This window comes from Pallidibacillus thermolactis (assembly GCF_025660415.1).
Taxonomy (GTDB): Bacteria; Bacillota; Bacilli; order Bacillales; family Caldibacillaceae; genus Pallidibacillus; species Pallidibacillus thermolactis.
Map to the genome: position 1 here is coordinate 150,570 of NZ_JAOUSE010000002.1, position 26,719 is coordinate 177,288.

At 35.7% G+C, this 26,719-nt stretch carries 26 protein-coding genes and 1 other annotated feature; all 26 genes read right to left on the minus strand.

What is annotated here, in order from left to right; all coding sequences use genetic code 11:
• Window positions 1-708, minus strand: coding sequence for an orotidine-5'-phosphate decarboxylase (pyrF, locus tag OEV82_RS01610; RefSeq protein WP_173659126.1), 708 nt, complete (start codon window positions 706-708; stop codon window positions 1-3).
• Window positions 708-1,619 carry a dihydroorotate dehydrogenase gene (locus OEV82_RS01615; protein WP_173659128.1) on the minus strand — a complete coding sequence of 304 codons (912 nt, stop codon included), beginning with the start codon at window positions 1,617-1,619 and terminating at the stop codon, window positions 708-710. The genes pyrF and OEV82_RS01615 overlap by 1 nt, the downstream gene beginning before the upstream one ends.
• Window positions 1,616-2,395, minus strand: a complete 780-nt coding sequence (locus tag OEV82_RS01620) for a dihydroorotate dehydrogenase electron transfer subunit (RefSeq protein WP_263060781.1) — start codon at window positions 2,393-2,395, stop codon at window positions 1,616-1,618. The genes OEV82_RS01615 and OEV82_RS01620 overlap by 4 nt, the downstream gene beginning before the upstream one ends.
• Complete coding sequence (gene carB / locus OEV82_RS01625) at window positions 2,392-5,604, minus strand: carbamoyl-phosphate synthase large subunit (RefSeq protein ID WP_173659137.1); 3,213 nt, start codon at window positions 5,602-5,604, stop codon at window positions 2,392-2,394. The genes OEV82_RS01620 and carB overlap by 4 nt, the downstream gene beginning before the upstream one ends.
• Before the next feature lie 73 nt (window positions 5,605-5,677).
• On the minus strand, window positions 5,678-6,973 hold the full coding sequence (locus OEV82_RS01630) for a dihydroorotase (RefSeq protein ID WP_263060782.1): 1,296 nt from the start codon (window positions 6,971-6,973) through the stop codon (window positions 5,678-5,680).
• Entirely contained in the window at window positions 6,939-7,871 is a 933-nt protein-coding gene (locus tag OEV82_RS01635) for an aspartate carbamoyltransferase catalytic subunit (protein ID WP_263060783.1), read from the minus strand. Before OEV82_RS01635 ends, OEV82_RS01630 begins: the two co-directional genes overlap by 35 nt.
• Before the next feature lie 172 nt (window positions 7,872-8,043).
• Window positions 8,044-8,586: a bifunctional pyr operon transcriptional regulator/uracil phosphoribosyltransferase PyrR gene (gene pyrR, locus OEV82_RS01640; RefSeq protein ID WP_173659143.1), complete on the minus strand. Its 543-nt coding sequence runs from the start codon at window positions 8,584-8,586 to the stop codon at window positions 8,044-8,046.
• Window positions 8,587-8,774: 188 nt separating this feature from the next.
• Entirely contained in the window at window positions 8,775-9,686 is a 912-nt protein-coding gene (locus OEV82_RS01645; protein ID WP_173659145.1) for an RluA family pseudouridine synthase, read from the minus strand.
• Complete coding sequence (gene lspA, locus OEV82_RS01650) at window positions 9,658-10,152, minus strand: signal peptidase II (RefSeq protein WP_173659147.1); 495 nt, start codon at window positions 10,150-10,152, stop codon at window positions 9,658-9,660. The genes OEV82_RS01645 and lspA overlap by 29 nt, the downstream gene beginning before the upstream one ends.
• Before the next feature lie 147 nt (window positions 10,153-10,299).
• A complete protein-coding gene (locus OEV82_RS01655; RefSeq protein WP_173659533.1) occupies window positions 10,300-10,617 on the minus strand; it encodes a hypothetical protein in 318 nt (105 codons plus the stop codon).
• A 183-nt stretch (window positions 10,618-10,800) separates the two neighbouring features.
• Window positions 10,801-13,575, minus strand: coding sequence for an isoleucine--tRNA ligase (gene ileS, locus OEV82_RS01660; RefSeq protein ID WP_173659535.1), 2,775 nt, complete (start codon window positions 13,573-13,575; stop codon window positions 10,801-10,803).
• A gap of 110 nt (window positions 13,576-13,685) precedes the next feature.
• Window positions 13,686-13,899: a binding site (T-box leader), on the minus strand.
• 78 nt (window positions 13,900-13,977) lie between these two features.
• Window positions 13,978-14,508 carry a DivIVA domain-containing protein gene (locus OEV82_RS01665; RefSeq protein WP_263060784.1) on the minus strand — a complete coding sequence of 177 codons (531 nt, stop codon included), beginning with the start codon at window positions 14,506-14,508 and terminating at the stop codon, window positions 13,978-13,980.
• 89 nt (window positions 14,509-14,597) lie between these two features.
• A complete protein-coding gene (locus OEV82_RS01670) occupies window positions 14,598-15,371 on the minus strand; it encodes a YlmH family RNA-binding protein (RefSeq protein WP_263060785.1) in 774 nt (257 codons plus the stop codon).
• Window positions 15,372-15,383: 12 nt separating this feature from the next.
• A complete protein-coding gene (locus OEV82_RS01675; protein WP_173659541.1) occupies window positions 15,384-15,647 on the minus strand; it encodes a YggT family protein in 264 nt (87 codons plus the stop codon).
• A 3-nt stretch (window positions 15,648-15,650) separates the two neighbouring features.
• Window positions 15,651-16,109 carry a cell division protein SepF gene (locus OEV82_RS01680; protein WP_173659544.1) on the minus strand — a complete coding sequence of 153 codons (459 nt, stop codon included), beginning with the start codon at window positions 16,107-16,109 and terminating at the stop codon, window positions 15,651-15,653.
• Window positions 16,110-16,125: 16 nt separating this feature from the next.
• Complete coding sequence (locus tag OEV82_RS01685) at window positions 16,126-16,800, minus strand: YggS family pyridoxal phosphate-dependent enzyme (protein ID WP_263060786.1); 675 nt, start codon at window positions 16,798-16,800, stop codon at window positions 16,126-16,128.
• A 2-nt stretch (window positions 16,801-16,802) separates the two neighbouring features.
• Window positions 16,803-17,624, minus strand: a complete 822-nt coding sequence (gene pgeF, locus OEV82_RS01690) for a peptidoglycan editing factor PgeF (protein ID WP_263060787.1) — start codon at window positions 17,622-17,624, stop codon at window positions 16,803-16,805.
• Window positions 17,625-17,841: 217 nt separating this feature from the next.
• The gene (gene sigG, locus OEV82_RS01695) at window positions 17,842-18,618 is read right to left on the minus strand and encodes an RNA polymerase sporulation sigma factor SigG (RefSeq protein ID WP_173659551.1); all 777 of its coding nucleotides are present in this window, start codon (window positions 18,616-18,618) and stop codon (window positions 17,842-17,844) included.
• Between the two features lie 167 nt (window positions 18,619-18,785).
• Entirely contained in the window at window positions 18,786-19,508 is a 723-nt protein-coding gene (sigE, locus tag OEV82_RS01700; protein ID WP_173659553.1) for an RNA polymerase sporulation sigma factor SigE, read from the minus strand.
• A gap of 37 nt (window positions 19,509-19,545) precedes the next feature.
• On the minus strand, window positions 19,546-20,469 hold the full coding sequence (gene spoIIGA, locus OEV82_RS01705; RefSeq protein ID WP_173659555.1) for a sigma-E processing peptidase SpoIIGA: 924 nt from the start codon (window positions 20,467-20,469) through the stop codon (window positions 19,546-19,548).
• Window positions 20,470-20,796: 327 nt separating this feature from the next.
• The gene (gene ftsZ / locus OEV82_RS01710) at window positions 20,797-21,987 is read right to left on the minus strand and encodes a cell division protein FtsZ (protein WP_173659557.1); all 1,191 of its coding nucleotides are present in this window, start codon (window positions 21,985-21,987) and stop codon (window positions 20,797-20,799) included.
• Window positions 21,988-22,023: 36 nt separating this feature from the next.
• On the minus strand, window positions 22,024-23,307 hold the full coding sequence (gene ftsA, locus OEV82_RS01715) for a cell division protein FtsA (RefSeq protein ID WP_263060788.1): 1,284 nt from the start codon (window positions 23,305-23,307) through the stop codon (window positions 22,024-22,026).
• A 195-nt stretch (window positions 23,308-23,502) separates the two neighbouring features.
• On the minus strand, window positions 23,503-23,871 hold the full coding sequence (locus tag OEV82_RS01720; protein WP_263060789.1) for a small basic family protein: 369 nt from the start codon (window positions 23,869-23,871) through the stop codon (window positions 23,503-23,505).
• Between the two features lie 19 nt (window positions 23,872-23,890).
• Window positions 23,891-24,601 carry a DUF881 domain-containing protein gene (locus OEV82_RS01725; protein ID WP_263060790.1) on the minus strand — a complete coding sequence of 237 codons (711 nt, stop codon included), beginning with the start codon at window positions 24,599-24,601 and terminating at the stop codon, window positions 23,891-23,893.
• A gap of 24 nt (window positions 24,602-24,625) precedes the next feature.
• A complete protein-coding gene (locus OEV82_RS01730) occupies window positions 24,626-25,327 on the minus strand; it encodes a DUF881 domain-containing protein (RefSeq protein ID WP_263060791.1) in 702 nt (233 codons plus the stop codon).
• 50 nt (window positions 25,328-25,377) lie between these two features.
• Window positions 25,378-26,175 (minus strand): cell division protein FtsQ/DivIB, encoded by a 798-nt coding sequence (locus OEV82_RS01735; RefSeq protein ID WP_377701929.1) that lies wholly within the window; start codon window positions 26,173-26,175, stop codon window positions 25,378-25,380.
• Window positions 26,176-26,719: the final 544 nt, after the last annotated feature.

Consider the following 26,719-nt stretch of genomic DNA (forward strand, 5'->3'; position numbering starts at 1 on the left):
TCATGATTCAACCAACTCCCATTCCTTTTTCACTGTTAAATATGCTTGATAAGGGTCTTTTTTGTTCGTAATGGAACGGCCGACAACAATCCCTGTTGCTCCCTGTAAACGAGCAAATCTTGGGTCAGCAACGCGTTTTTGATCCCCATCCTGATCACAAGCTAAACGTATTCCAGGAGTAATGATGATCAAGTCTTCATCTATACTTCTAATTAACTTTGCTTCATGAACAGAGCTCACAATCCCATCTAAGCCTGAGTCCTTAGCTAGTTTTGCATAATGATAAACAGAGTCAATTAATCTTTTTTCAATTAATTGTTCACGTCGCATTTGATCTTCCGATGTACTCGTTAATTGTGTTACAGCAATACATTTCGGTCGCTCTCCTCTTGAATTTTCTGCTAGTCCTTCAATAGCCGCCTTCATCATTTCACTGCCACCAGCAGCATGAACATTGACTAAGTCGACATCTAAACACGCTAATCTTTTCATAGTTCGGTAAACGGTATTCGGAATGTCATGTAATTTTAAATCTAAAAAAATCTTATGACCATATGCTTTAATCTCTTTAATAACTTCTGGACCTTCTTGATAAAATAATTCCATTCCTACTTTAACAAAAAGGTTTTCATCGGAAAATTTTTTTAAAAATGTTCGCGTTTCTTCTTTATTTGGGAAATCAAGCGCAATAATAACCGGATATTCCATTAAGCCCAGCTCCTTCCTATAATGTCGGTAATGTGATGAATTTGATATTTGTCTAATAATTTTTCTAAATCGTTAATAATTTTGGGACAAATAAAGGGATCAACAAAATTGGCTGTGCCGACAGCTACAGCACTTGCGCCTGCATAAAAAAACTCTAAAACATCTTCTGCACTTTGAATACCGCCCATGCCAATAATAGGGATATTAACGGTTTGACTTACTTCATAAACCATCCGAATAGCCACTGGTTTAACCGCTGGGCCAGATAAGCCACCTGTAATGTTTGCAAGAATTGGTTTTCCTGTTTTTACGTCAATTCGCATACCTGTCAAAGTATTAATTAACGTAATTCCGTCCGCTCCGCCTTCTTCAACAGCCTTTGCCATTTCTTTAATATCTGCTACATTTGGAGATAATTTGACATATACTGGAACATCTGATACTGCTTTTACTTGTTCTGTTACTTCCTTTGCTACTTCTGGCACAGTCCCAAAAGTAATCCCACCTTGTTTTACATTTGGACATGAAATATTTAATTCTAATGCTTTTACGTTTGAAACTGTAGATATTTCTTGAGCAACATGAATATAATCGTCAACGGTCATACCAGCAATATTGGCGATAATAGGAACATCAAATTGGCTCAACCACAGCAATTCTTCGCCGATTACCTTTTCTAAACCAGGATTTTGTAGTCCGATCGCATTCAACATGCCAGCAGATGTTTCAGCAACTCGCGGTGTTGGATTACCAAAGCGCGGTTCAACAGTTGTTGCTTTGATCATGATTGCTCCCAAGGTACTTAGATCGTACAGTTCAGCAAATTCTCTTCCAAAACCAAAACATCCAGAAGCAGGCATGATTGGATTTTTTAATTGTAAGCCCGGTAAAGATACATTTAAGCGACTCATAAGACAACCTCCCCGGTACGAAATACTGGACCATCACTACAAATTTTTCTATATCCTAAATCATCATCTTGGTTACAAGTATGTCGAACACATGCATAGCAAGCACCAATCCCACAAGCCATACGTTCCTCAAGCGACATAAAGATTTCTTTTTCTGGAAAATTTGCTTCTAACGCCTTTAGCATGGGGGTTGGCCCACATGTATAAAGCCGGTCAAAGGTGATTTGGTATTGCTCAATGACATCTGTGACAAAACCTTTCATGCCGACCGATCCATCTTCTGTTGCAAGATACGTCTTCCCAAAATGTTGGAGCTCATTTTGCAAAATCACCCCTTCTTTTGTTTGAAAACCGAGGACATGGATAACTTCAATTCCGCGCATCACCAATTGCTTTGACAATTCAAGTAAAGGTGGTGTGCCAATACCACCACCGACAAGCAAAGCCTTTTGCCCCCGTTTCATATCGTAAATGGGAAAACCATTTCCTAGCGGTCCGATGATTGTAAGTACATCCCCTTTTTGTTTACGTGATAAAAGTTCAGTTCCTTTTCCTTCAATTCGATAAATTAATACCAATTGTTGTTTATCTTGATCAACATGAGCGATACTTATGGGTCTTGGTAATATCGGATCTGTGCTATCGGTAATTTTTACGTTTACAAATTGACCTGGTGTTGTTACTTTGGATACAAGATCACCAAATAAAACTAATTTAAAAATGTTTTTTGCAATTTCTATCTGTGCTTCTACTACCATCTTTTCAACGGTTATCATTGATAAACCAGCTCCCTGTTTTTCTTTGATGAAGCAATCGGGCTAACAGAAAATATGATTGATTCGAGAACATTTAAAATTGCATCAACTGTATCCAAGGAGGTTAAACAAGGAACGGAATTCTCTACAGCCTCTCTTCGAATTTTAAATCCATCTCGTTCCACTTCTTTTCCTTTTGTTAAGGTGTTGACGACAAGTTGTGCTTGACCGCTGCGAATCATGTGAAGTAAATTGTTTTGTCCGTTGTCACTGATTTTATCGATAGGTATAGCAGAAATATTTTTTTTCTGTAAATACTTGGCAGTCCCTTTCGTTGCTAAAATTTGATAACCAAGTTTTTGGAATCGTTTTGCTAAAACACTCGCTTCTTCCTTATCTTTATCTGCGATTGTCATAATAACGGATCCGTACGTTTTTATTTTCATACCGGATGCTACAAGGGCTTTATATAGCGCTTTTTCCAACGTTTTATCTTTCCCCATCACTTCACCAGTTGATTTCATTTCGGGTCCTAATGAAATATCGACTCTGCGAAGTTTGGCAAAGGAAAAGACCGGAACCTTTACAAATACACCATCATGGACTGGGATTACTCCCGTCTTAAACCCTAATTGTTCTAATGTTTTACCTAACATTATGTTCGTGGCAATTCTCGCCATTGGAATATTTGTAATCTTACTTAAAAACGGGACAGTTCGACTTGAACGTGGGTTTACTTCAATGACAAACACTTCATCTTGAGAAACGACAAATTGGATATTTAGTAAACCTTTAATATTTAATGATTTTGCTAGTTTAATAGTGTAATCCACAATCCTATTTTGAATATCTTGTGAAATACTTTGTGGTGGATATACGGCAATCGAATCACCACTGTGAACTCCTGCCCGTTCAATATGTTCCATAATGCCAGGGATTAAGACATCCTTTCCATCACTGATTGCATCAACCTCAATTTCTTTTCCTATTAAATAACGATCAATTAAAACGGGTTGATCAGGATTTTCTTTGACAGCATGTTCCATATAGTGTAAAAGTTCTTTTTCATGATAAACAATTTCCATAGCCCTTCCCCCTAAAACATAGGAAGGTCGTACAAGTACCGGATACCCGATCTCGTTTGCAATTTGCACAGCTTCATCAACGCTAAGTGCTGTATTACCTTTCGGTTGTGGAATTTCGTTTTCCTGCAACATTTGTTCAAATAACTTTCGATTTTCAGCCCGATCCAAATCTTGTAAGCTTGTACCAAGTATATGAACGCCTCGTTCTGCCAGCTGTGCTGCTAAATTAATTGCCGTTTGTCCTCCAAATTGAATTGCAACGCCCTTCGGTTGCTCATGTTCGATCACATGCATTACATCTTCAATGGTTAGCGGTTCAAAATACAATTTATCCGAAATACTGAAATCTGTTGATACCGTTTCTGGATTGTTGTTTATAATAATCGCTTCATAACCCGCCTCTTTAATTGCCCAAACTGAATGGACTGTTGCGTAATCAAATTCAACCCCTTGACCGATGCGAATCGGTCCTGAGCCGATGACTAATATACTTTCTTTATCAGTTCGGATTGATTGATTTTCCTTATCAAAAGTACTGTAATAGTAGGAGTTCACTGCTTCTTTTTCTTCTACGCACGGTTGTATCGTCTTAAAAATTGGCAGAATGCCATGATGTTTTCGTAGATGATAAACGTCTATTTCTGGCAAGTTCCAAATTCGGCTGATCGTTTTATCGGAAAAACCATGCTCTTTCGCTTCCTTTAAAACTTCTATATTGTTTACATTTTGTTTTAATTTATTTTCTAATTGAATGATATTTAAAAATTTTTGCAGAAAAAATTTATGAATGCTGCTCCATTGATGAATCGTATCTATGGAAAAACCCCTTCTTAATGCCTCACCAATATAGAATAAACGTTCATCGCCTGCTTTTTTTATCCGTTTTTCGATTACTTTTTCATCAAGTTCTTCGATTTCAGGTAATTCTAAATGGTATACTTTAGCTTCTAAAGAACGAACCGCTTTTAATATCGATTCCTCAAAGTTTTTTCCAACCGCCATTACTTCTCCAGTTGCTTTCATCTGTGTTCCTAATGTTCGATGGGCCGATTCGAATTTATCAAAAGGAAAGCGCGGTATTTTCGTAATTACATAATCTAGTTGCGGTTCATACATCGCTAAATTTGTTCCTGTAACAGGATTTGTCATTTCATCCAGCGTAATTCCGACTGCTATTTTACTTGCGATTTTGGCGATAGGAAATCCAGTTGCTTTCGATGCTAAAGCGGATGAACGACTAACCCGCGGATTCACTTCAATAAGATAATATTGCAAACTGTCTGGATGAAGCGCAATTTGTACGTTGCAGCCCCCTTCAATTTCCAATGCACGAATAATCTTTAATGAAACACGACGTAAAAGTTCTCTTTCTTCCGCAGATAATGTTTGACTAGGTGATACGACAATGGAATCACCAGTATGAATACCAACTGGGTCGATATTTTCCATATCACAAATAACAATCGCTTGATCTTTACAATCACGCATAACTTCAAATTCAATTTCCTTATATCCGGCAATACTTCTTTCTAGTAAAACTTGGTGAGCGGGACTTAGTTTTAATCCATTTGTGACAATCTCAACGAGATCCGCTTTATTATTACAAATTCCACCCCCAGTTCCACCTAGTGTAAATGCTGGACGTACAATGACAGGAAACCCAATTTTCTCAACAAACTGATAGGCTTCCTCTAAATTATGGACAATTGCACTTTCAGGTACAGGTTCGCCGATTTTTTCCATTAAATCGCGAAATTGTTGGCGGTCTTCAGCTTGTTGAATTGAAGAAAGTTTCGTACCTAAAATTTCTACCTGAAATTGTTCTAAAATGCCAGATTCCGCTAATTCGACCGCTAAATTTAAAGCCGTCTGTCCGCCAAGTGTTGGAAGAAGTGCATCGGGTCGTTCTGTTCGAATAATACGTGTTAAAAATTCTACGGTCAGTGGTTCAATATAAATTCGATCTGCAATTTCCGGATCGGTCATGATTGTAGCTGGATTCGAGTTCACTAAAATGACTCTATATCCTTCCTCTTTTAATGCTAAACAGGCTTGGGTACCAGCATAGTCAAATTCTGCTGCTTGGCCGATGATAATTGGACCAGAACCTATCACTAAGATCGTTTCAATATCTGTTCTTTTCATTTACGTCATTCCCCCTATTGACAATGTCTTTTGTTATATAAAAAATTCCATTATTTAAAAATTTTATTGGAAATTATTGTTGGACAAGTTCTCTTTCCCATACAATTTTTCCGGTAGCAATCGTCATAATTGGCCATCCTTTACAATTCCATCCTGAAAATGGTGTATTCTTTCCTTTTGAGGCAAATTCGTCCGGATTAATCACTTTCTCCAAGTTTAAGTTCAGTAACACTATATCGGCAATCGCTCCTTCTTCCAGTTTGCCATATGGCAACTGAAACACTTCTGCAGGTTTTGTCGTCATCAAATCAATCAATTGTTTTAAAGTTAATTTCCTCGTCTCAACAAAATGTGTATATAAAAGTGGAAATGCAGTTTCTAACCCAACGATGCCAAAGGGAGCATTTTCCATCCCTAGCGCTTTTTCTTCTTCAGTATGTGGTGCATGATCGGTTGCAATAAAATCAATCGTTCCGTCAAGCAATCCTTCGATTAACGCTTCCTTATCTTCCTTACTACGAAGAGGAGGATTCATTTTAAAATGGCTATGATTGCCTGGAATATCATCTTCACAAAGTAACAAATGGTGTGGAGATACTTCTGCTGTCACATTTATTCCAGCCCTTTTCGCTTCGCGTACAACTCGTACCGATTCTTTTGTACTAATATGACATACATGGTAATGACATCCTGTTGCTTCAGCTAATAAGACATCCCGTGCAATTTGAGTTGATTCGGCAATGGATGGAATTCCCTGTAATTGTAACCGTTGATCAATTGTTCCTTGATGTACTACACCGGAATAAACAAGGGACATATCTTCACAATGGGCAACAATAGACTTGTTTAATTTGGCTGCTTGTTTCATCGCTTCGTACATTTGACCAGCTGTTTGAACTCCAACACCATCGTCGGTAAAGGCAAATGCGCCAGCATCTGTTAAAGCTTTAAAATCATTTAATGTTTCACCTTTTAAATTTTTCGTTATTGCTGCATATGGCAGAACACGAACATGGGCAGTTTCTTTAATCCTTTGATTTAACCATTCTAATTGTTCTTTTGTATCAGGTACTGGGTTTGTATTGGGCATGGCACATACTGTCGTATATCCACCTTTGGCTGCCGCAAGTGTGCCTGTTTCAATGGTTTCTTTCTGTTCACCACCTGGTTCACGTAAATGGACATGAACATCAATAAACCCTGGTGCTACAACACAATTTTCAGCATCTATAACTTTGTAGTATTGTTCGTGTTCTACAGATAATTCGTCGGAAATTTTTTCAACCACACCTTTATTGATCCAAACCGTTTTCTTTTCTAAGTCACCTTTTTGATTAACGAGCCATCCATTTTTGATTATGATTTTCATACCCGATCTCCTCCGTAAATGTTTCTAATATATTTTTTAATACACTCATCCGTACATAGACCCCGTTACGCATTTGTTTAAATATACGAGAGCGACTACATTCCACTAATTCTGATGCAATTTCCACATTGCGATTTACCGGTGCTGGATGCATAATGATACTGTTTGCTTTCATCTTTTTTTCCCGCTCAACGGTCAAGCCGTAAATTTGATGGTATTCTTCTTTTGTCAAATCTAAAGTTTGCGCATGTCGTTCATGTTGAATTCGTAACAACATAACAACATCAGCCGTACAAATCGCTTCATCGATCTCTACATACGGTCCAAAACACTTCATTGACTCATCGAACCATTCAGGTGGTCCTGAGAAACGAATTTTTGCTCCAAGTCTTGTTAGTGCATTTGCATTTGATCGAGCTACTCGGCTATGACGGATATCGCCAATGATGGATACTTGTAAATCTTTAAATTTGCCAAATTCTTGTTTAATCGTCAGTAAGTCGAGTAAAGTTTGAGTTGGGTGATTGCCACATCCATCACCGCCATTAATAATCGGAATTTGACAAGTTTTTAATTCTTCAAAATAACGTTCCTTTTCATGGCGGATAACGACCATATTTACGCCCATTGATTGTAATGTTTTTACTGTGTCATATAATGTTTCTCCCTTTAAAACACTGGAGGTTCCGGCTTCAAAAGGAATAACTTCCAAACCAAGTTTGCGTTCAGCCATTTCGAAACTACTTTTCGTTCGCGTACTCGGCTCGAAAAATAAGTTCGCAACAAAAATCTGTTGTTTCGGTCTCCAACGTTTACCTTTGGCAAACTCACTGGCATCCCGTAACATACTTTCGATTTCCAATACGGATACGTCATCAACGGTTAATAATTTTTTCAATTTTCACTTAATCCTCCTTTATACAAAAAAACCTCTTTCCAGATGGAAAGAGGTCATACAAAAAGATAGATCGCAATTTGTCTGTACTAAAAAAGTATAGACTACGAGCTACACTCTTCATATCGTCCCCCTTTCCAGCCTCTCTGGACTGTCTTTAAAAGGGTCCTTATATTTAATTTTTTTCATGGATACTTACTTGGTCTTGTTCATCCACTTCTAATAGTTCAACAACAATTTGTTCTGTTCTAGAAGTTGGGATATTTTTCCCTACAAAGTCGGCGCGTATCGGTAGTTCACGATGGCCACGGTCAACTAATATTGCAAGTTGTATTTGTGCAGGGCGACCGAAATCCATAATCGCATCTAAACCAGCGCGAACGGTTCTACCAGTGTATAATACATCATCCACTAATACGACTTTTTTATCTTTTATATCAACTGGTATATCTGATCCTTTTACAATCGGTTCTTGATCCTCACTTTTAATCGACAGATCATCACGATACAGCGTAATGTCCAATTCACCGACTGGAATTTTAGCACCTTCTATTTGTTCAATTTTTTCAGCAATTCTTTTCGCTAAATAAATTCCGCGTGTACGGATGCCAACAATGACAATATCTTCAATTCCTTTATTTCGTTCAATAATTTCATGGGCTATACGTGTCAAAGCTCTACGTATTGCCTGTTCATCTAGGACGACAGCTTTTTGCATTGGATTCCCTCCAAAGTCATTTTATACAAAAAATCCTGCTACAGAGAGCAGGAGGTATCCATAACTATCATTATGTACCGACTCCTTCCCAGCCTCTCTGGACTGCTTTAAAGGTTCAATTTCCTTTTCTATTTTAGAATAAAGTTTACATACCGTTTTGTCAACGTTTTTTTGATCATTCGATTCATTTATTTTCGTTTATGTAAAAAGTCTAATAAACGACAGAAATCTTCTGGTGCTGGACGATTAAATTCTAAATATTCCTTCGTTCGCGGATGATGAAAACCTAATACGCCTGCGTGTAATGCTTGTCCTTCAATATCTAATGTTTTTCTTGGACCATATTTCGGATCTCCAGCTAATGGGTGACCAATATATTTCATATGAACTCGAATCTGATGGGTTCTTCCCGTCTCTAATTGACATTCGACATGAGTATAGTCATTGAAACGTTCTATAACTTTAAAATGAGTTACAGCATGCTTTCCATTTTCTACAACGGCCATTTTTTGCCGGTCTGTTTTATCACGTCCAATGGGTGCATCAATCGTCCCAAAATCATGGGGTATATTCCCATGAACTATAGCCTCATATCTTCTTGTTACTGTTTTTTTAACAAGTTGTTCAACTAATGCTTCATGGGCTAGGTCGTTTTTGGCCACCATTAAAAGACCAGAAGTATCCTTATCAATACGGTGAACAATTCCTGGTCGCATTACACCATTTATCCCTGATAAATCTTGACAATGGGCCATCAAACCATTAACTAATGTACCAGATGTATGCCCTGGTGCAGGATGGACGACCATTCCGCGAGGTTTATTCACAACAATGACATCTCGATCTTCATAAACGATATCCAAATCCATTTCTTCCGGTTCAATATTTAATGGTACAGGTTCAGGGACATTAATCACTATTTTATCATTCGGTTCACATTTGTAATTCGCTTTTACTTTATTACCATTTACAAGAACATTTTCTTGCTTGATCCATTCTTGAACTTGAGTTCTTGACCATTCTTCATCAAGAGTTGTTATCAACTTATCAATGCGTATACCAGCTTCTTCTTCACTTACGAGATGATAAACTTTCTCCATCTTCTTTCTCCTTCTTTTTCTTTCGTTCATCAAAAATCATATAAATAATCAATAAAAACACACCAATTGTTAAACTCGAATCCGCAATATTAAAGATTGGAAAGTGATATCCAAAAATATTAAAATGGAGAAAATCAACGACTTCCTGCCGATATATACGGTCGATAAAGTTTCCAATCGCTCCACCTAACATTAAGGCGAGTGCTGTACCGAATAGGGGCTGACCTTTCACATGTTTTTGTATGTAATAAATGAGAAAAATAACAACGAGGATCGTTACTATATAGAAAAACCACATTTGCCCCTGTAGTATACCCCAAGCAGCACCTCGATTTCGATGGGATGTAATGTAGAAAAAATTTTCAATTACAGGAATACTTTCTCCTAATTCCATTGATTTCACAATCATCCATTTTGTGAGTTGATCAATGCCGATCACGACAAGTGCAATCATATAATAAAGCAACTTTTCCCCTCCAAACTAAAAAGTAAGCTCTTTTGCATTTTAGCATAATTTGTCACAGTTTGCGACGATTACTATATATAAACAATTGATAATAAAAATTAGGGTTGACGATTGGAAATAAAAAGATTATGTCAACATCGTCAACCCTTAAAAATGGGGGAATTTTACTTGGTAAGGTGGAAAAACTGGCTTTTTGAAATATTTTAAAATAGAATTGACTTCACTGATTGAACGTACATTAGGTTGGAAAGATAATAATTCTAACGGAATTGAAGTCCCTGTTTCTTCACAAACGCCAAACTCACCATCTTCAATTTTTTTAATGGTAGCTACGATATCGTGCAATTCTTCTTCTGCCATCTGTTTTACATACGGTGACAATTGTTGGTTTAAAAGACGTTCTTCTAGATCTTCTTTCATAGCCAACAGTTCCTGATAAAGTGAATTCAGCAATGTGTTTTCCATGAAAAACCTCCCTTATACGTTCAATAGAATCCATAATCTATTTTTTATTGTATGTATAGTATGACCGAATGTGACAAGGAAAGTTTGAAAAAAATATTGATATTTTGACGTTTCAAGGAAATATAGTTATTTTTTTCAAAGAGAAAAGGGGCTGTCATTCTAGCCCTTTTTCGAATTTTAACATTATTTCACTATGTTACTGTAATTTTTTTCCACAACATCAGCACAACGCGGGCATAATGTTGGATGTTTGTCGTTTTTACCGACATCCGGTGTTACGACCCAACAACGTTCACATGTTTCACCTTCAGCTTTTGTTACTACGATTGCGGCATGTTCAAGTTTCAATGCTTCATCTGGCGCTTCTTCATAACTGCCTGCAACTTCAAAGTCAGATACGATAAATATCTGTCCGATATTTTCATCAATCGAATCTAACAATGGTTTTATATGTTCACGAACATACAACGTAACTTTTGCGGTTAAAGATTTACCGATAATTTTGGCGTTACGTGCCTCTTCTAAAGCCTTTAAGACTTCATCACGAAGCTCCATGAATTTCGTCCATTTTTCTTCTAATTCAACAGCCTTTGGAATTTCCTTATATTCAGGAATATCGGTTAATTGTACACTTTCTTCTTCTACTCCTGGGATGTAGCCCCAAATTTCATCTGCTGTATGCGGTAAAATCGGTGATAACATTTTTGTTAGTGCAACTAAGCATTCATAAATGACCGTTTGCATTGAACGACGAACAAGGTTATTTTCCGCCTCAATGTAAAGAACATCTTTAGCAAAGTCTAAATAGAACGCACTTAAATCGAGTGTAATAAAATGGGTAAGGTCATGATATATTTCCGAGAATTTATAGTTTAAGTAGTTTTCACGTACCTTTTTGATCAATTTATTCAATTTCACGAGCATAAATTGATCCACTTCGCGTAAGTTTTCAAAGGATACCGCATCCTTTTTCACATTAAAGTCGTTCAAGTTACCAAGCATGAATCGTACGGTATTACGGATTTTTCGATACACTTCCGAAATTTGTTTAAAGTGATCCATCGAAACACGTACATCTTGTGTATAATCAACGGATGTTACCCATAGGCGAAGGACATCCGCACCATATTGTTTTGTTACTTGTTCAGGTACAATGACGTTACCAACGGACTTAGACATTTTTTTACCTTCACCATCGACTGTAAAGCCGTTAGAAACAACACCTTTATATGGAGCGACTCCGTTTACGGCCACGCTAATAATTAAACTAGAGTTAAACCAACCACGATATTGGTCAGAACCTTCTAAATAAATATCAGCAGGAAATTGTAATTCTTCTCGTGTACGTAATACACCATGGTGAGAAGAGCCTGAATCGAACCATACATCCATAATATCCGTCTCTTTAGTAAACTCACCATTCGGACTACCTGGATGAGTAAAGCCTTCAGGAAGTAAATCTTTTGCTTCACGTTCAAACCAAACGTTTGAACCATGTTCTTCAAATAATTTCGCCACATGTTCAATGGTTTCTTCAGTAATAATGGCTTCTCCATTTTCCGCATAAAAGACTGGAATAGGTACACCCCATACCCGTTGACGAGAAATACACCAATCACCACGGTCGCGGATCATGTTATATAGTCTTGTTTCGCCCCATTGATTATACCAAGTAACATTTTGAATTTCTTTTAGCAATTGTTCACGAATCGGTTCAATGGATGCGAACCATTGTGGTGTAGCACGGAAAATAACAGGTTTTTTCGTACGCCAATCATGCGGATAGGAGTGAGTAATGAAATTCAGTTTTAATAAAGCCCCTACTTCTTTTAGTTTTTCTGTAATGGCTTTATTTGCTTTATCGTAAAAAAGTCCTTCAAATCCTGGTGCTTCTTCCGTCAAATGTCCTTTTTCATCGACCGGTGCTAAAACACCTAAATTATATTTTTGACCAATATAGAAGTCGTCTTCCCCGTGTCCCGGAGCGGTATGAACGGCTCCTGTACCTGCATCTAAAGTGACGTGTTCACCGCACATCACAAGAGAATCACGATCATAAATCGGATGTTTTGCAACGACGTATTCTAACTCTTTTCCTTTCACTGTTTGAACAACTTTATAGTCTGTCCATTCAATTTCTTCTGCCACAGTTTTTAATAAATCTTCAGCAATTAGGAATTTACGGTCCCCAACGTTTACAACAATATAGTTAAACTCAGGGTGAACAGAAATACCTAAGTTAGCTGGAATTGTCCATGGTGTCGTTGTCCAAATCACAATTTCAGTATCATTATCTAAAACACCTTTTCCATCTTTTACTGGGAAAGCAACATAAATCGATGGTGAACGTACATCTTTATATTCAATTTCCGCTTCAGCAAGAGCTGATTCAGAAGATGGAGACCAATAAACAGGTTTAGAACCTTTATAGATTAAACCTTTTTTCGCCATTTCACCAAAAACGCGAATCTGTTGTGCTTCAAATGTTGGATGAAGCGTTAAATATGGATTTTCCCAGTCTCCTCGAATACCAAGGCTTTTAAATCCTTTTCGTTGAATATCAATTTGTTCGTAAGCATATTGTTCACAAAGTTTCCGGAACTCAGAAACAGTCATTTCTTTCCGATTAACACCTTTTTTCGTTAATTCTTGTTCAATCGGAAGACCATGTGTATCCCATCCTGGAACATATGGCGCATCATAGCCTAACATTGACCTTGAACGTACGATGATGTCTTTTAAGACTTTATTTAAGGCATGCCCCATATGAAGACTACCGTTCGCATATGGTGGTCCATCATGAAGAACGTATTTTTGGCGTCCATTCGTCCGTTCTTGTACTTTTTTATAAATGTTCATTTCTTCCCATTTCGCCTGAATTTCAGGTTCTTTTTTCGTTAAATTCCCTCGCATTGGAAACTTTGTTTTTGGCATTAATAATGTTTCTTTATAATCCAAATCTCTTACACCTTCCTTTTATTATCTTCATTCATCATTAACCATTTAAAGAAATTCTAATCATTTGTAATCATAACGATTTTACAATAATAGAAAAACCTTCTCATCCCCTTTGGGACGAGAAGGTTTTTCCCGCGGTACCACCCAAATAGGCAAAAATTGCCCACTTGTATATAATAACGTGTAGTCACGCTTGTACTTACTATTACTTCAGCACAAGAACTCCAGGGTGATGTTCCAACTTCCCTTTTAACCGGACTCCCACCATCACCGGCTCGCTAAGTAAAAGAGTTGAAGTCGTACTGTCCCTATCTTCGTTTCATAATATGAAATTTTCCCCATTAAAATATTGTATAACGAATTATATGCAATATTTACTCATTCGTCAATACTTTTCATGTTTTAGTTATTTTGTGTGCTAAAATGTAATTCTTCTTCAGCAATTGACTTTAACTCTGTCGCATCAATATCAAATTCCATTAATTGATCCCAATCTTTACTATTGACCATTTCAAGCTGAGCCTCGATCAACATTTTAAATCGGTTACGGAAAACTTTTGATTGCTTCTTCAAATCTTCTATTTCCAACGCAATTTTTCTTGCTTTTGAAAGTGCCTCATTAACAATACGATCCGCATTTTTTTCTGCCTCACGTATAATTAATTTCGCCTCTTTTTGTGCATTGCTTTTTACTTCTTCTGCAGCTTCTTGAGCAACAAGGATTGATTTGTTTAATGTTTCCTCAATATTACTGAAGTGTTTTAATTTTTCTTCTAAATCCTTTACACGTTCTTCTAAATCCTTTTTGTCGCGAATGATGATCTCATAATCTTTAATTACTTGGTCTAAAAATTCATTTACCTCATCTTCGTCGTAACCTCGAAAAGACTTGGAAAATTCTTTGTTATGTATATCTAACGGCGTTAACGGCATAAAGCCACCTCCAAAGTAAGATCATATTATTTTATATTATAAACTATTTTTCGACAGTTTGTGATAATTTTCCTGCTAAACGATTAGATTTAATGAAAAAATTCAAGTGTGATCCGCCACTTATTTTTTCTCGTTTGTTCCCCTATTGAGGCTAATTTCATACGTCCAATTTTTCTAGCAGAAATTAGATCTCCTTCTTGTAATTGATATGACGGTGATTCGACTATTTTAAAATTCACTTTCACCTGTCCATTTTCAATTAACTTTTGTGCTTTTTCACGAGAAAGACGACTTGCCGTCGATAAAACTGCATCTAACCGTAAAGAAGAAACAGTAAAATCATGTTCTTCCGTTTGTTCATTTACCTGTATAGCTTGAGATAAAGAACATGCTTCGAGCCTAACTTTCGCTTTACCAACGTGATGAAAATGTAAGCGAACATAGTCTGCAATTTCTTTTGCACAAAGGAATTGACTGCGTTTTTGCTCCATTAAAATATCACCAAATTTTTCCCTTTTTAAGCCTATCCCCATTAAACTCCCTAAAATTTTCGGATGGGTCAGTTGAATAAATTTTTCTGGGTAATGAATTTCAAATAATTGAATTTGAAATTCGTCTTCATTTGGTTGTAAATAATCTGGATATAGAAGCGCGCGTTTACGTTCCGCACCTTGAATTCCACCGAAAAATTGAACCTTACATTCTCCATTATGACCAACAATGGATTGAACAATAAACTGTTCCCGCGGATCTAAAAAATCGGTTAATTTTGGCGCGTAGTTCATTTCAACGTAACTTTTCCAAGTGAGCACTTGGTCAATAAATTCTTTTTCTTCTAGGCGGAAATGTTGATATATTGACATGCTGACTCCTTATTAAAAAATCATGATTAGAAGTTGGATCAAACCAATTTTAGCAAATTGAAGAACTAAAATCGCAACAATTGGTGATAAATCAAACATACCTAAAGGCGGAATAAATCTTCTAAATGGCTCTAAATAAGGTTCTGTAATTTTTCCTAAAAATTCGCCAATGGCCGTTTCTCTTGATCCAGGAATCCATGACATAAAAATATAGATAATTAATGCAATAAAATAAATTTCAAATAGCACATCGATAATTCGAATTATTTCAGTCAATTGTTACCACCTCGTATCGTCAAATTCTTGCTCTGTAAACATATCTGAAATATTTCCTGTTACTTCTACATTGTCTGGCGTACACAAAATAATATTTGTGCCGACTTTTTGTATTTCTCCACCTAATGCATAGACGGTTCCACTTAAAAAGTCCACAATTCTTCTTGCGTGGTTTTTATCAATTCTTTGTAAGTTCACGACAACCGCACGGCGATTTTTAATATGATCAGCAATATCCTGTGCATCAGCAAATACACGAGGCTCTGATAAAATTAGTTTTGATTGACTCTTTACACTTTCAAGCCGAACAACATTTTGCTTCATTTGATTAGTATTGTCTTGAATGGCAGTTTCTTTTGGTGCAGGATTTTTATCATAATGGTTATCATATTCATCATCATATTCTTCATCATACGATTCATCTAAAAAAAACCAATTTTTAATTTTAGATTTTATTCCCATTTCGGTCACCTCCAAACTATTCACCTACTAGGGCCGTACCAATTCGAATATAAGTCGCACCTTCTTCAATGGCAATTTCATAATCATTTGACATTCCCATTGATAATTCTCTACATGGTGCATTGTTGAGTGATAATAATTGAATGTCTTGTTGTAACTGTCGGAGTTTTTTAAAACAGGAACGAAGGATCATTTCATCTTTCGTGTGCGGCGCCATTGTCATTAAACCTATTACACGAATATTAGAGTATTGTTGCAGCGATTCAATAAACGGAATTGTGTCCTCTGGCGAAAGACCATGTTTTGATTCCTCTCCACTAACATTTACTTGTACAAAACAATTAATTGTTTTGTTTGCTCGCTTATTGATCTCCTTAGCAAGCGATAGGCGATCAAGTGAGTGAATATAATCGACTTTATCAATAATATTTTTAACTTTCCTTGATTGTAAAGTACCAATAAAATGCCAAGTTGGTTCATTACCTAACGCTTCATATTTATTTAAAAACTCTTGATCACGGTTTTCACCTAGATGAGTGATTCCTGCTTCCATCGCTTCTTTTGTTCGCTCAATGGTTGAGTACTTTGTAACAGCAATAATTTTTATATCTCGAGGATCACGGCCTACTTTTTTACAAGATTGTGTTATTTTATCTCGAATGACTGCTAAATTACTTTCTACACTTCTCAAGGCTAATCCTCCTTTAATCCTATAAAGCCCATCATTCGCCCGGTTTTTCCCTTTTCGCGGCGATGAGAAAAAAATACTTGATGATGACAGCTCGTACAAAGACTTGTAACATCAATTTGATGCTCTTTTACACCACATGTTGTTAATAACATCTTATTTAATGATTTTAGGTCAAGCTGATATTGGTTAGTATTCACTTTTTTATAAAACTGTGTTTGATTGGGAATATTCATTTTTTCTACCTCATGAATGACGTTGTCATCTACAATATAACAATGTTTACAAATGGAAGGACCGATGCAAGCATAAATAGACGCAATGTCAATACCTAATTCCTGCCATTGTACAAGTATAGTTTGTACAATCTCCTTGACAGTACCTTTCCATCCTGCATGCACAATGCCAACAAAATTTTCCTTTGGTGCATAAAAATATATCGGCACACAATCGGCATACATTAACGCTAATAATGTTCCAATTTTATCTGTGTAAACACCATCACAATTTTTAATACTAGTCGAATAATTTGAAGCGCCTTTTCCCCAATGGTGCTCATTTACATATTGGACGCTGTTTCCGTGCGTCTGTTCTAAACAAACCCATTGAGATAATGGGAATTGAATACTTTCAGCAAGTTGATTTCGATTTTTTACAACGGTGTCTCGGTCGTCACCGACATGCAGACCTAAATTTTGACTTTTATAATGTGATAGACTGAACCCATCATTTTTTGTTGTAAAACCCGCTATCAGTTTAGGATTCATTTTTTTCCATTTTTCAATAAGGAAATAGGATCGTTTATGAAGAATGAACGGTTCAGCCATTTCATCACCTGCTTGTTAAGTTAATGTATAATTAAGTACGTATAGACAGTTATATGGTAAACTTATAAAAGAATCTCTTTCTAAGTTTACCATAGAAACTAGAAAAACTTAACAGTATTTGCTATCAGATAATAAACTTTCTTTCTCTAATATAAATAATAAAGGACTTCTGCATATACGACAGAAAGTCCTTTTTATTGTAAACGATATTTATTTTTTATTGTATATTTTTTGCCATTTGTTTGATCGCAGCTTTTTCCAAGCGGGAAACCTGTGCTTGTGAAATACCGATTTCTTCGGCCACTTCCATTTGTGTTTTTCCTTGAAAAAAGCGTTTTTTCAAAATCATTTTCTCACGTTCATTTAATCTACGTATCCCTTCTTTTAAAGCAATTTCATCGATCCAATTTGAATCTTTATTTTTTTCATCACTGATTTGATCAACAACATAAATTGGATCTCCACCATCATTATAAATAGGTTCAAATAAGGATACAGGGTCTTGAATTGCATCTAGAGCAAAAACAATTTCTTCTTTCGGTACATCTAATTCTTTTGCGATTTCCTCTGCAGTCGGTTCCTTTGATGACTCAGCCATAAGTCTTTCACGCACTTGCAAAGATTTATAAGCAATATCCCGCAATGATCGGGAAACACGAATTGGATTATTATCCCGTAAATATCTACGAATTTCACCAATGATCATTGGAACCGCATAAGTTGAAAATCGAACATTTTGGCTTAAATCAAAATTATCAATAGATTTCATAAGACCGATACAACCGACTTGAAACAAGTCATCAACATATTCTCCACGATTATTAAATCTTTGGATGACACTTAATACGAGACGTAAATTACCATTAACTAATTTTTCTCGAGCAGATAAATCACCCGCCTGCATTTGTTTAAATAATTCTCTCATTTCCTCATTTTTTAAAACGGGTAATTTAGATGTATCCACTCCACAGATTTCTACTTTGTTGCGCATCATCGTCTGTTCCCTCCTCACAGGAGTGCTTTACAATTTTCAGTATCTCCGCGGGAGGGAAAAATATGCAGCATAAAAAAATAATAAATGACCCTAATAAGGGTCAAAACCAAGATTATCAATGTCTATTTGGTTGGCAAAAAATTTTAAAATAATTTATTAAATAGTTGTTAGACCATTTTCTCAAATTCTTTCCGAAGTCTTTTAAAAATACGCTTTTCAAGCCTTGAAATATAGGATTGGGATATTCCTAGCATATCAGCGACATCTTTTTGCGTTTTCTCTTCGCCACCCCGGAGTCCAAATCGTAACTCCATAATTTGTTTTTCTCGATCAGATAATGTATGCAAGGCCTTCATTAACAATTTTCGATCCACTCTCGCTTCTAAATCCTTTGTAATGATATCATCATCAGTACCAAGAACATCAGATAAAAGCAGTTCATTTCCATCCCAATCTATGTTTAAAGGCTCATCAAAGGAAACTTCTGACCGGACTTTATTATTTCTGCGCAAGTACATTAAAATTTCATTTTCTATACAACGGGAAGCATACGTAGCTAGTTTTATTTTTTTCTCCGGATTAAAAGTATTGACACCTTTAATCAAGCCAATTGTACCTATACTAATTAAATCTTCAATATTTATCCCTGTATTTTCAAATTTTTTTGCAATATAAACAACTAAACGTAAATTTCTCTCAATTAGCATCGAGCGTGCCGTTTCGTCTCCTTTTGGGAGTTTACGAATTAAAATTTCTTCCTCTTCTTTTGAAAGGGGTGGCGGCAAAGCTTCACTACCCCCGATATAAAATATCTCATCTGCCTTCTTTATATGTAGCTTCCTCAACAGCTTTGACCAGTAATAAGATAAATAAAATTTTAATTTTTTCATAGCGAACTCCCTTCTTATCTTTTTTATATAATAAAAGTTAAGATACTTGTTGGCTCTTTGCGATCGTGATAATTTTTGGGTGGATAATACTGTCAAAAGTATCATCGCTAGAAAGTTTTTGATTGACTATTCCTATTAATACTTTTTCTGTTTGCAGAACTTCTTTATCTTGATAAAGAATTACTTTATCCGGACGAAAGGTTACGATAAGTTGATGGTCCTGACCAACAACACGATACGGCACGACAGATAGCCGATTCATCCATTCAACTGGAACCACATTTTCGTCATCCAAAAACTGATTTACATTTTCAAACACTGATCGTAATTCATTTGGTAAATATTCTGATAAAGAATCTAATGATACAATCATGACAGGTCTTTTTGTTAACGGGTCATAAAGTTGATTCCCACTGTCAACTAAGCCTTTTAAACGAATCGGCTGATGAAAAATAAAAACATCAAGATCAATGAGCTGGTCAGCTTGAATCTTTACATTTTCAAACTGTTCAAACGTATTTTTTGATAAATACCAGACAATCGGAAATCCTAAAATAACAAAAATCCAACTAATTGGGTCACCAAAACCTTGAATATAAGGTAAAAATAAAGCATTTGCTAGATTGTAGTCGAAATTCATTAAATAATGGACACCAATCATCGCACCTCCTGTGGCAAATGTTACGAGATAAAATACGGCTAAATTGACTAAGAAGTATTTCATCCGTTTAAATCCAAAGGCTATAATAACCATGAGGATTGATATGAAGATTTTAAAAATCGTCGATGAAACCATTGCAAATGGCGTCAAAGGTGCAAATATAATTAAAGAACCAAAAAATCCACCGAGAAATACCCGCCATTTTTTGGTCCTTCGTTTTAATATGAATCTTGTCAAATAGAGTAGGAGGCTATCGAACAAAAAATTTAATAACCAGATAATATCTAAATACAAAGTCAACGGCTAGTGCTCCTTACCATGTTTAAATTTTTACAAAACCTTATTCTTTTAACTATACAACTTTATGAATAAGTATATTCTGTTTTTTCGAAAAAGTGTGTCACTTTATGTCATCGAAATGTAGGAACTTTTTAAGAAAAATCAATGATTTTGTCATATCATACCGAATTGATTTGGAAGGAAAACGGATCGAAGAAATGTTTCAGAGTTTCAGAATGCAAAATAATATAGTTCAAGGTGGTAAACTTTGAGAGGGATATCATCAATAAAAAAGATTACCCATCTTAAGGATTTGTACACTCTTTTAAATGGGTAATCTTTTTAATTTCAAAGTCTTCTTTTGTTACGGTTGCGGAGAAACGCTGGGATATCTAGCATATCATCTTGATAATCTACGTTTGTATTATTGCGAGATGATTCTTGATAATGTGGCTCTTCTTTTACCGGTTCTCTTCTTTGCTGTTGAATTTGACTATGCGTTTGTGTTTGTGTTTTAGGTTGTGTAGTGGTAGAATTTTTCGCTTGTCCAGCATTAGAACGTGTAGTAGGTTTTGCTTGTTTTAATTCTTCATTAAAACCTGTGGCAATAACTGTTACAACTATTTCATCTTTTAAGTTTTCATTTATCACAGAACCAAAGATCATGTTTACTTCTTCGTCAGATGCAGAAGAAACAATTTCTGCTGCTTCTTGAACTTCAAATAGACTTAAGTTCGATCCACCAGTAATGTTCATAATTACGCCTTGAGCGCCGTCAATAGATGTTTCCAATAAAGGACTGTTAATTGCTTTTTTCGCTGCTTCTGCGGCACGATTTTCTCCAGATGCAATGCCAATTCCCATTAAAGCAGAACCTTTATTAGACATAATGGTTTTCACATCGGCAAAGTCAAGGTTAATAAGTCCAGGTACAGCAATTAAATCGGAAATTCCTTGTACACCTTGACGTAAAACATTATCTGCTTCTTTAAAAGCTTCCAACATTGGTGTACTCTTATCAACGATTTCCAGCAATCTATCATTTGGAATGACAATTAATGTATCGACAGCGTCTTTCATTGTCGTAATACCATTTGATGCATACGTTTGACGTCTTTTTCCTTCAAATGAGAATGGTCGTGTTACAACACCTACTGTTAAAGCACCAAGTTCTTTCGCAATTTTAGCAATAACAGGTGCTGCACCTGTACCTGTTCCACCACCCATTCCAGCAGTGACGAACACCATATCTGCGCCTTTTACGACTTCTTCGATTTGTTCTTTACTCTCTTCTGCCGCTTTTTTACCTACTTCAGGATTAGCACCCGCCCCTAATCCTTTTGTCAATTTAGCACCGATTTGAATTTTTATATCTGCTTTTGACAAATTTAAAGCTTGAGCATCAGTATTGACGGCAATAAATTCAACTCCTTGAACACCGTGTTCGATCATCCGATTAACTGCATTGTTTCCGCCGCCACCGACACCAATTACTTTAATTGTCGCTAATTGGTCGATTTGTGATTCAAATTCCAACATGCAATAATCCTCCTAATTCCAAATTCCTTGTATTTTCTATTCAAAAAAAGAGCCTAGGAACTTTTTCATCTTTGATGAAAATTTTCTTTCTTGTTGTGGTTCAGTATGGTTTACATTCGCTTGTGGTTTTGCCGTTTTACGTTCCTGTTGCTCAACTGGTACAACGGCGGTCTCTGATTCTTTCCCTTGTAATCTAGTATTCTTATAAGCATATTTAATAATTCCTACTGCTGTTGTATATTGAGGTTCTCGAACTCCAATATAATCAGGGATAGCGACACGAACGCGATTTTGGAATATGGCTTGGGCAAGTTCAGGCAACCCTTGCATCATTGCAGTACCACCCGTTAGTACAAAGCCACCTGGAAGATCTTCAACACCCATTTTTTGAATTTCATAGATTACGAGTTCAGATAGCTCAACTAATCGCGCTTCAATAATTTCAGCTAGAAATTTTTGATTGTATTCTTCTTTTTCATCGCTACCTATAATAGGAACTGAAAAAATTTCAGCTTCTGTAGCTAGATCATATAAGGCAAGTCCATGTTTTAACTTGATGTTCTCTGCATTTTCAGTCGAAGTACGCAGGACAACCGAAATGTCCTTTGTAATATGATCTCCACCAATCGGTAATGTAACTGTCCCTTTTATAAAACCATCTTCAAATACGGAAACTGTGGTGGAACCACCACCGATTTCGATAAGTGCCGTCCCTAAATACTTTTCATCATTTGATAAAGCAATTTCACCAGTTGCCAACGGTTGAAGAACTATATCAACGATCTCAAGACCAGCCTTTTCAACACAACGGAGAATATTGAGTAGAAGCGTTCTTGGTCCAATGGCAAGTGCTCCTTCTAACTCCAATCGGACACCAATCATTCCCCTAGGATCATTGATCTCATCTTGTGTATCAACAATAAATTGCTTTTTAATAATATTAATAATTTCTCGATCAGGCGGTATGGATATTACCTGGGCAGCATCAGTAACACGATAAACATCCTCATCCGTAATCTCTCGATTCTCACTGCTTACAGCTACAACTCCGTGACAATCGATTAGTGAGATATTATGTGCCGGAATGCCAACGATGACTTTATGAATCTCCATATCAATCATTCGTTCTGCTTGTTCTTTGGCACGCTTAATAGATTGAACAGTTTTATCGATGTCAACAATCGAACCTTTTTTTAACCCTTCAGATTTTACATTTCCGACTCCGATAATGTTTAATGATTTATTTACAATTTCACCGATTATGATTTTTACATTGGATGTACCGATGTCTAGACTTACAAAGATATCATTGCTGTTCATCTATGGCACCTCCTTTTCCCCCACATTTCTCTTGAACAACAACTTAATATTTTTCTCAAATAATTTCTTGGTAAAACATGTTAAAAGCTATTTTATAAAACTATGTTCATACATTAATTAAAACGTATTTTTGAAAATCAGTAAATAAAAAAATAGTAACACTAAAAATATTCGCTTTTTTAATGTATTTTCCTTTTAATTTATTGTGCTTTTTTCATTTTTTCTTTTCTTTGACCATTTTGAAATTAAAATTCTTCTAATTACTGCTATATTTTGAAACAATCTTACTCCAAAAGCAAAAACTGCTGCTAAATACAAGTCTACACCAATCTGAACGCCGAGAAAAGCTAAACTTGCAGCCAAAATAATATTTGTAAAAAATCCGGTAACGAATATCATTTCATCATAAAGTTTTTGCAGTTGCGCTCGTATTCCACCTAGTAAAGTATCTAGTGCAGCCAGTATAGCAATTGAAAGATAATCGGAATATTGATCAGCAATATCTATATCAGTAAGTATACCTAAAATAATGCCTATGAGTAGTCCTAATACAGGGAGCCACATTCTCTTAATCTATCCCTTTCTAATTTACAATTTCCATGGTTTTAATTTTAAAGTCACCATTATAGGCAGGAATCACGATATTTTGTTTCGGTTCAGATATTGAAATTCTAAAACGTTCAATAAAAAAGTCATCTGCAATTGTTGAAACTTGCATATAATTATACAACTTTTCTGCCGTTTCTTCATCTTCTGTTATTACTTTTATATGTAGAGGAAAGTCTCGCAATGGATAGCCGTCAATTTTCGTTTCACCTTCGATAAATCGAATAGTTGAATATGGCGTGATGCGCTGTTCACCGATAGAAATGGCTTGCGCACCATATCGATTAAGTTCATTTATTAACTTGTGAAGTACCGATGGTGAAATATATGGATCAGAATCTCCTGCCTCAATAAATTCTTCTGCTCTCGTTACCGTTATTGTAATTCCAGGACCTTCCCATTCCTCAAGTCCAGCTTCTAACCGAAGTTCTTTTAATGTATCCGTAAGTATCGTTTTACCTGATTGCACCTTTTCTGTTTCATATTGAGCAATTAATTCATCAATTTCTTGAATCTCTTGTAACAATTTTGTCTCTGTCTTCATGGCATTCGTTAAATTTTCCCTTAATTGCCATGTACTTCTTGACTCGATTTCTGTTTCCTGTTTTAAAGAGTTAATTTGTATTGCTATCATGACACCAAATAAAAAACAAATAAAAATAAACCCTTTCTTCTCTATTTTTGCCATTAACATCAATCTTTCTAATATCAATTACGAATTTTTACTTAATACAGGCTCAATAACGATGAGATCTTTTTTTTCTAATTTAAACACGATGGATTCATTGACAAGCTGATCTTTTACACCACCTTGCATATTAATGGCCTTTTCCAAAGTATCAGCATTTCCAATGGCACTTATAACAAATGGTGCAGGAAAACGTTCACCATCAACTGTAATTACTGGACCTGTACATTCTATATAAGAATTGCTCGTCAAACGTTTCCCATTTATCGCGACTGCCTCAGCACCAGAAATAAATAATTCATTTACAACATTTAAAACATGTTGCTCATGAACGATGTAGCTACTAATATCGCTTGCGTTCGAATCAACGGTTCCATCATCTAGTGTTACAATTACACCTTCACCTCGAACAGCAACTTGTCCAAGAATCATTCGCAATTTTTCAACTTTCTTTGCTAAATCACCAAGGACTTTTTCATCTTCAACTACACTCGCTTCTAGTTCAAATAATTTTTCTTGTTTTTGAGAAAGCTCTTCCTGCAAACGTATATTCTTTTCTTCAAGTTCATTCAGTTGATTTTGTAACTGAGTGTTCCGCTCCCATTCTTTATCGTTAATGACGACATGTTCCTCATTCGTTTTCGTCAATTGATAGGAAAAACTCAACATAAAACCTAGTACTAAAAAAACGATTGATAGAACAATCCGATTTTTCTTCAATTTCATCTACACTTTCTTTCTATATTTTCACTTATTTTCAGATGGTTGATTTTCCCTTATTGAAGATCTGAAGCGTCATTTTGATTTTTTTCCGCATTTTGATCTGTGATTTCTGATTGGAACGATTTAAAAAAAGCCCCTACTTCTATATCAATTATGCCTTTATCTTCTGGATTTAATTGTTTCACAAAAGTAGGATAGTATTTCATTTTTTCTGCAAAGGTACGGAGTGTAGCACGCACCTCGTTCCCGTCATTCATAAATGCATTTATACTGTATTCATCTGTCTTTTTTGGAGTATAAATGATCTCTGAGATAGAATTCCGAATTTCTTCAGGCATTTGCTTTAATTGTTCTGCAAGCATACTTTGTATTTTCTCATCATTAAAATCTTCTAAGACCGGACCAATCTCTGGTACGTCATTTGTATCGGTTTTAACTACAATCCCGTTTTCCAAAAATGGATACGTCGATCCATTTTCATGCATATAGCCGATCATTTCATGCTCGGTTATATGGACATTTACTCGATTTGGAAATCGGATCGATATTTCAACTTTTTCAATCGCTGGCAAAGTTAAAATCCGTTCTGCAATGTCTTTTTTATTTAAATTAAATAGGACGGTTTTATCCGTTAAATTACTCGTCTCGATAATCTCTTTTGTGGGTGTTAATTGATTCCCTGTTACATGGATTTCACCAATTTTACTATATGGTGATTGGAAATAAAGAATAGAAATAATTAACATAAGAAACAATAACAAAAGAGTAACAATTCTACGGTTCGCCTTTTTCTTCCGTTGTTCTTTTAACTTCGGAATCCGATCTTCAATTGAAACAACTTTATTTGCCAAGCTTTGCACCTCACCTAATTTATAGAGGTTAATATGATTAATTTTAATTCCATAGGTAGAAATTATGTATAGAACTTTTATACTATTTTTTTGGTCTTATTTTATTATAACACAAGTTTGCGACCGATTCCGATACAAATGGTAAACTTTTCTTATTTACTTTTTTTATTCAATTAAAATGCTGGAAATATTTGACGCTCCTTTCAACAAGTAATGATACTATACTTTTTGTAAAAATTGGTGCTTGTTTTAGAAATGTAAATAGAATATTACTAAAATGATATCGAAGTGATATAAATCTGTATAAAAAAGAAGGGAGGTTATTTCCTCCCTTCCAGCTTGTAGACAAAGTCCCTAACTAGTGGCCAAATCTACAGGTTTTTTTTGTATAATAGGGATAGAATTCTTGGTTAACGGGGGAAATTTAGGATGTTATCGAAGCGTACAGACAATAATCGAAATCAATTGGAAATGGTGGCTCTTGATCAATTGGTTCCAGAAGATCATTTGGTAAGGAAGATTGAACAAGCCATAGACTTTGATT

Excerpts from the sequence above, each read along its gene's own strand:
- pyrF (WP_173659126.1), bottom strand. The coding sequence starts at position 708 with ATGGAATATCCGGTTATTATTGCGCTTGATTTCCCAAATAAAGAAGAA.
- OEV82_RS01615 (WP_173659128.1), bottom strand. The coding sequence starts at position 1,619 with ATGAGTCGCTTAAATGTATCTTTACCGGGCTTACAATTAAAAAATCCA.
- OEV82_RS01620 (WP_263060781.1), bottom strand. The coding sequence starts at position 2,395 with ATGATAACCGTTGAAAAGATGGTAGTAGAAGCACAGATAGAAATTGCA.
- carB (WP_173659137.1), bottom strand. The coding sequence starts at position 5,604 with ATGAAAAGAACAGATATTGAAACGATCTTAGTGATAGGTTCTGGTCCA.
- OEV82_RS01630 (WP_263060782.1), bottom strand. The coding sequence starts at position 6,973 with ATGAAAATCATAATCAAAAATGGATGGCTCGTTAATCAAAAAGGTGAC.
- pyrR (WP_173659143.1), bottom strand. The coding sequence starts at position 8,586 with ATGCAAAAAGCTGTCGTCCTAGATGAACAGGCAATACGTAGAGCTTTG.
- OEV82_RS01645 (WP_173659145.1), bottom strand. The coding sequence starts at position 9,686 with ATGGAGAAAGTTTATCATCTCGTAAGTGAAGAAGAAGCTGGTATACGC.
- OEV82_RS01655 (WP_173659533.1), bottom strand. The coding sequence starts at position 10,617 with ATGGAAAACACATTGCTGAATTCACTTTATCAGGAACTGTTGGCTATG.
- OEV82_RS01665 (WP_263060784.1), bottom strand. The coding sequence starts at position 14,508 with ATGCCGTTAACGCCGTTAGATATACATAACAAAGAATTTTCCAAGTCT.
- OEV82_RS01670 (WP_263060785.1), bottom strand. The coding sequence starts at position 15,371 with ATGTCAATATATCAACATTTCCGCCTAGAAGAAAAAGAATTTATTGAC.
- OEV82_RS01680 (WP_173659544.1), bottom strand. The coding sequence starts at position 16,109 with ATGGGAATAAAATCTAAAATTAAAAATTGGTTTTTTTTAGATGAATCG.
- pgeF (WP_263060787.1), bottom strand. The coding sequence starts at position 17,624 with ATGGCTGAACCGTTCATTCTTCATAAACGATCCTATTTCCTTATTGAA.
- sigG (WP_173659551.1), bottom strand. The coding sequence starts at position 18,618 with ATGATGCGCAACAAAGTAGAAATCTGTGGAGTGGATACATCTAAATTA.
- sigE (WP_173659553.1), bottom strand. The coding sequence starts at position 19,508 with ATGAAAAAATTAAAATTTTATTTATCTTATTACTGGTCAAAGCTGTTG.
- ftsZ (WP_173659557.1), bottom strand. The coding sequence starts at position 21,987 with ATGTTGGAATTTGAATCACAAATCGACCAATTAGCGACAATTAAAGTA.
- ftsA (WP_263060788.1), bottom strand. The coding sequence starts at position 23,307 with ATGAACAGCAATGATATCTTTGTAAGTCTAGACATCGGTACATCCAAT.
- OEV82_RS01720 (WP_263060789.1), bottom strand. The coding sequence starts at position 23,871 with ATGTGGCTCCCTGTATTAGGACTACTCATAGGCATTATTTTAGGTATA.
- OEV82_RS01725 (WP_263060790.1), bottom strand. The coding sequence starts at position 24,601 with ATGGCAAAAATAGAGAAGAAAGGGTTTATTTTTATTTGTTTTTTATTT.
- OEV82_RS01730 (WP_263060791.1), bottom strand. The coding sequence starts at position 25,327 with ATGAAATTGAAGAAAAATCGGATTGTTCTATCAATCGTTTTTTTAGTA.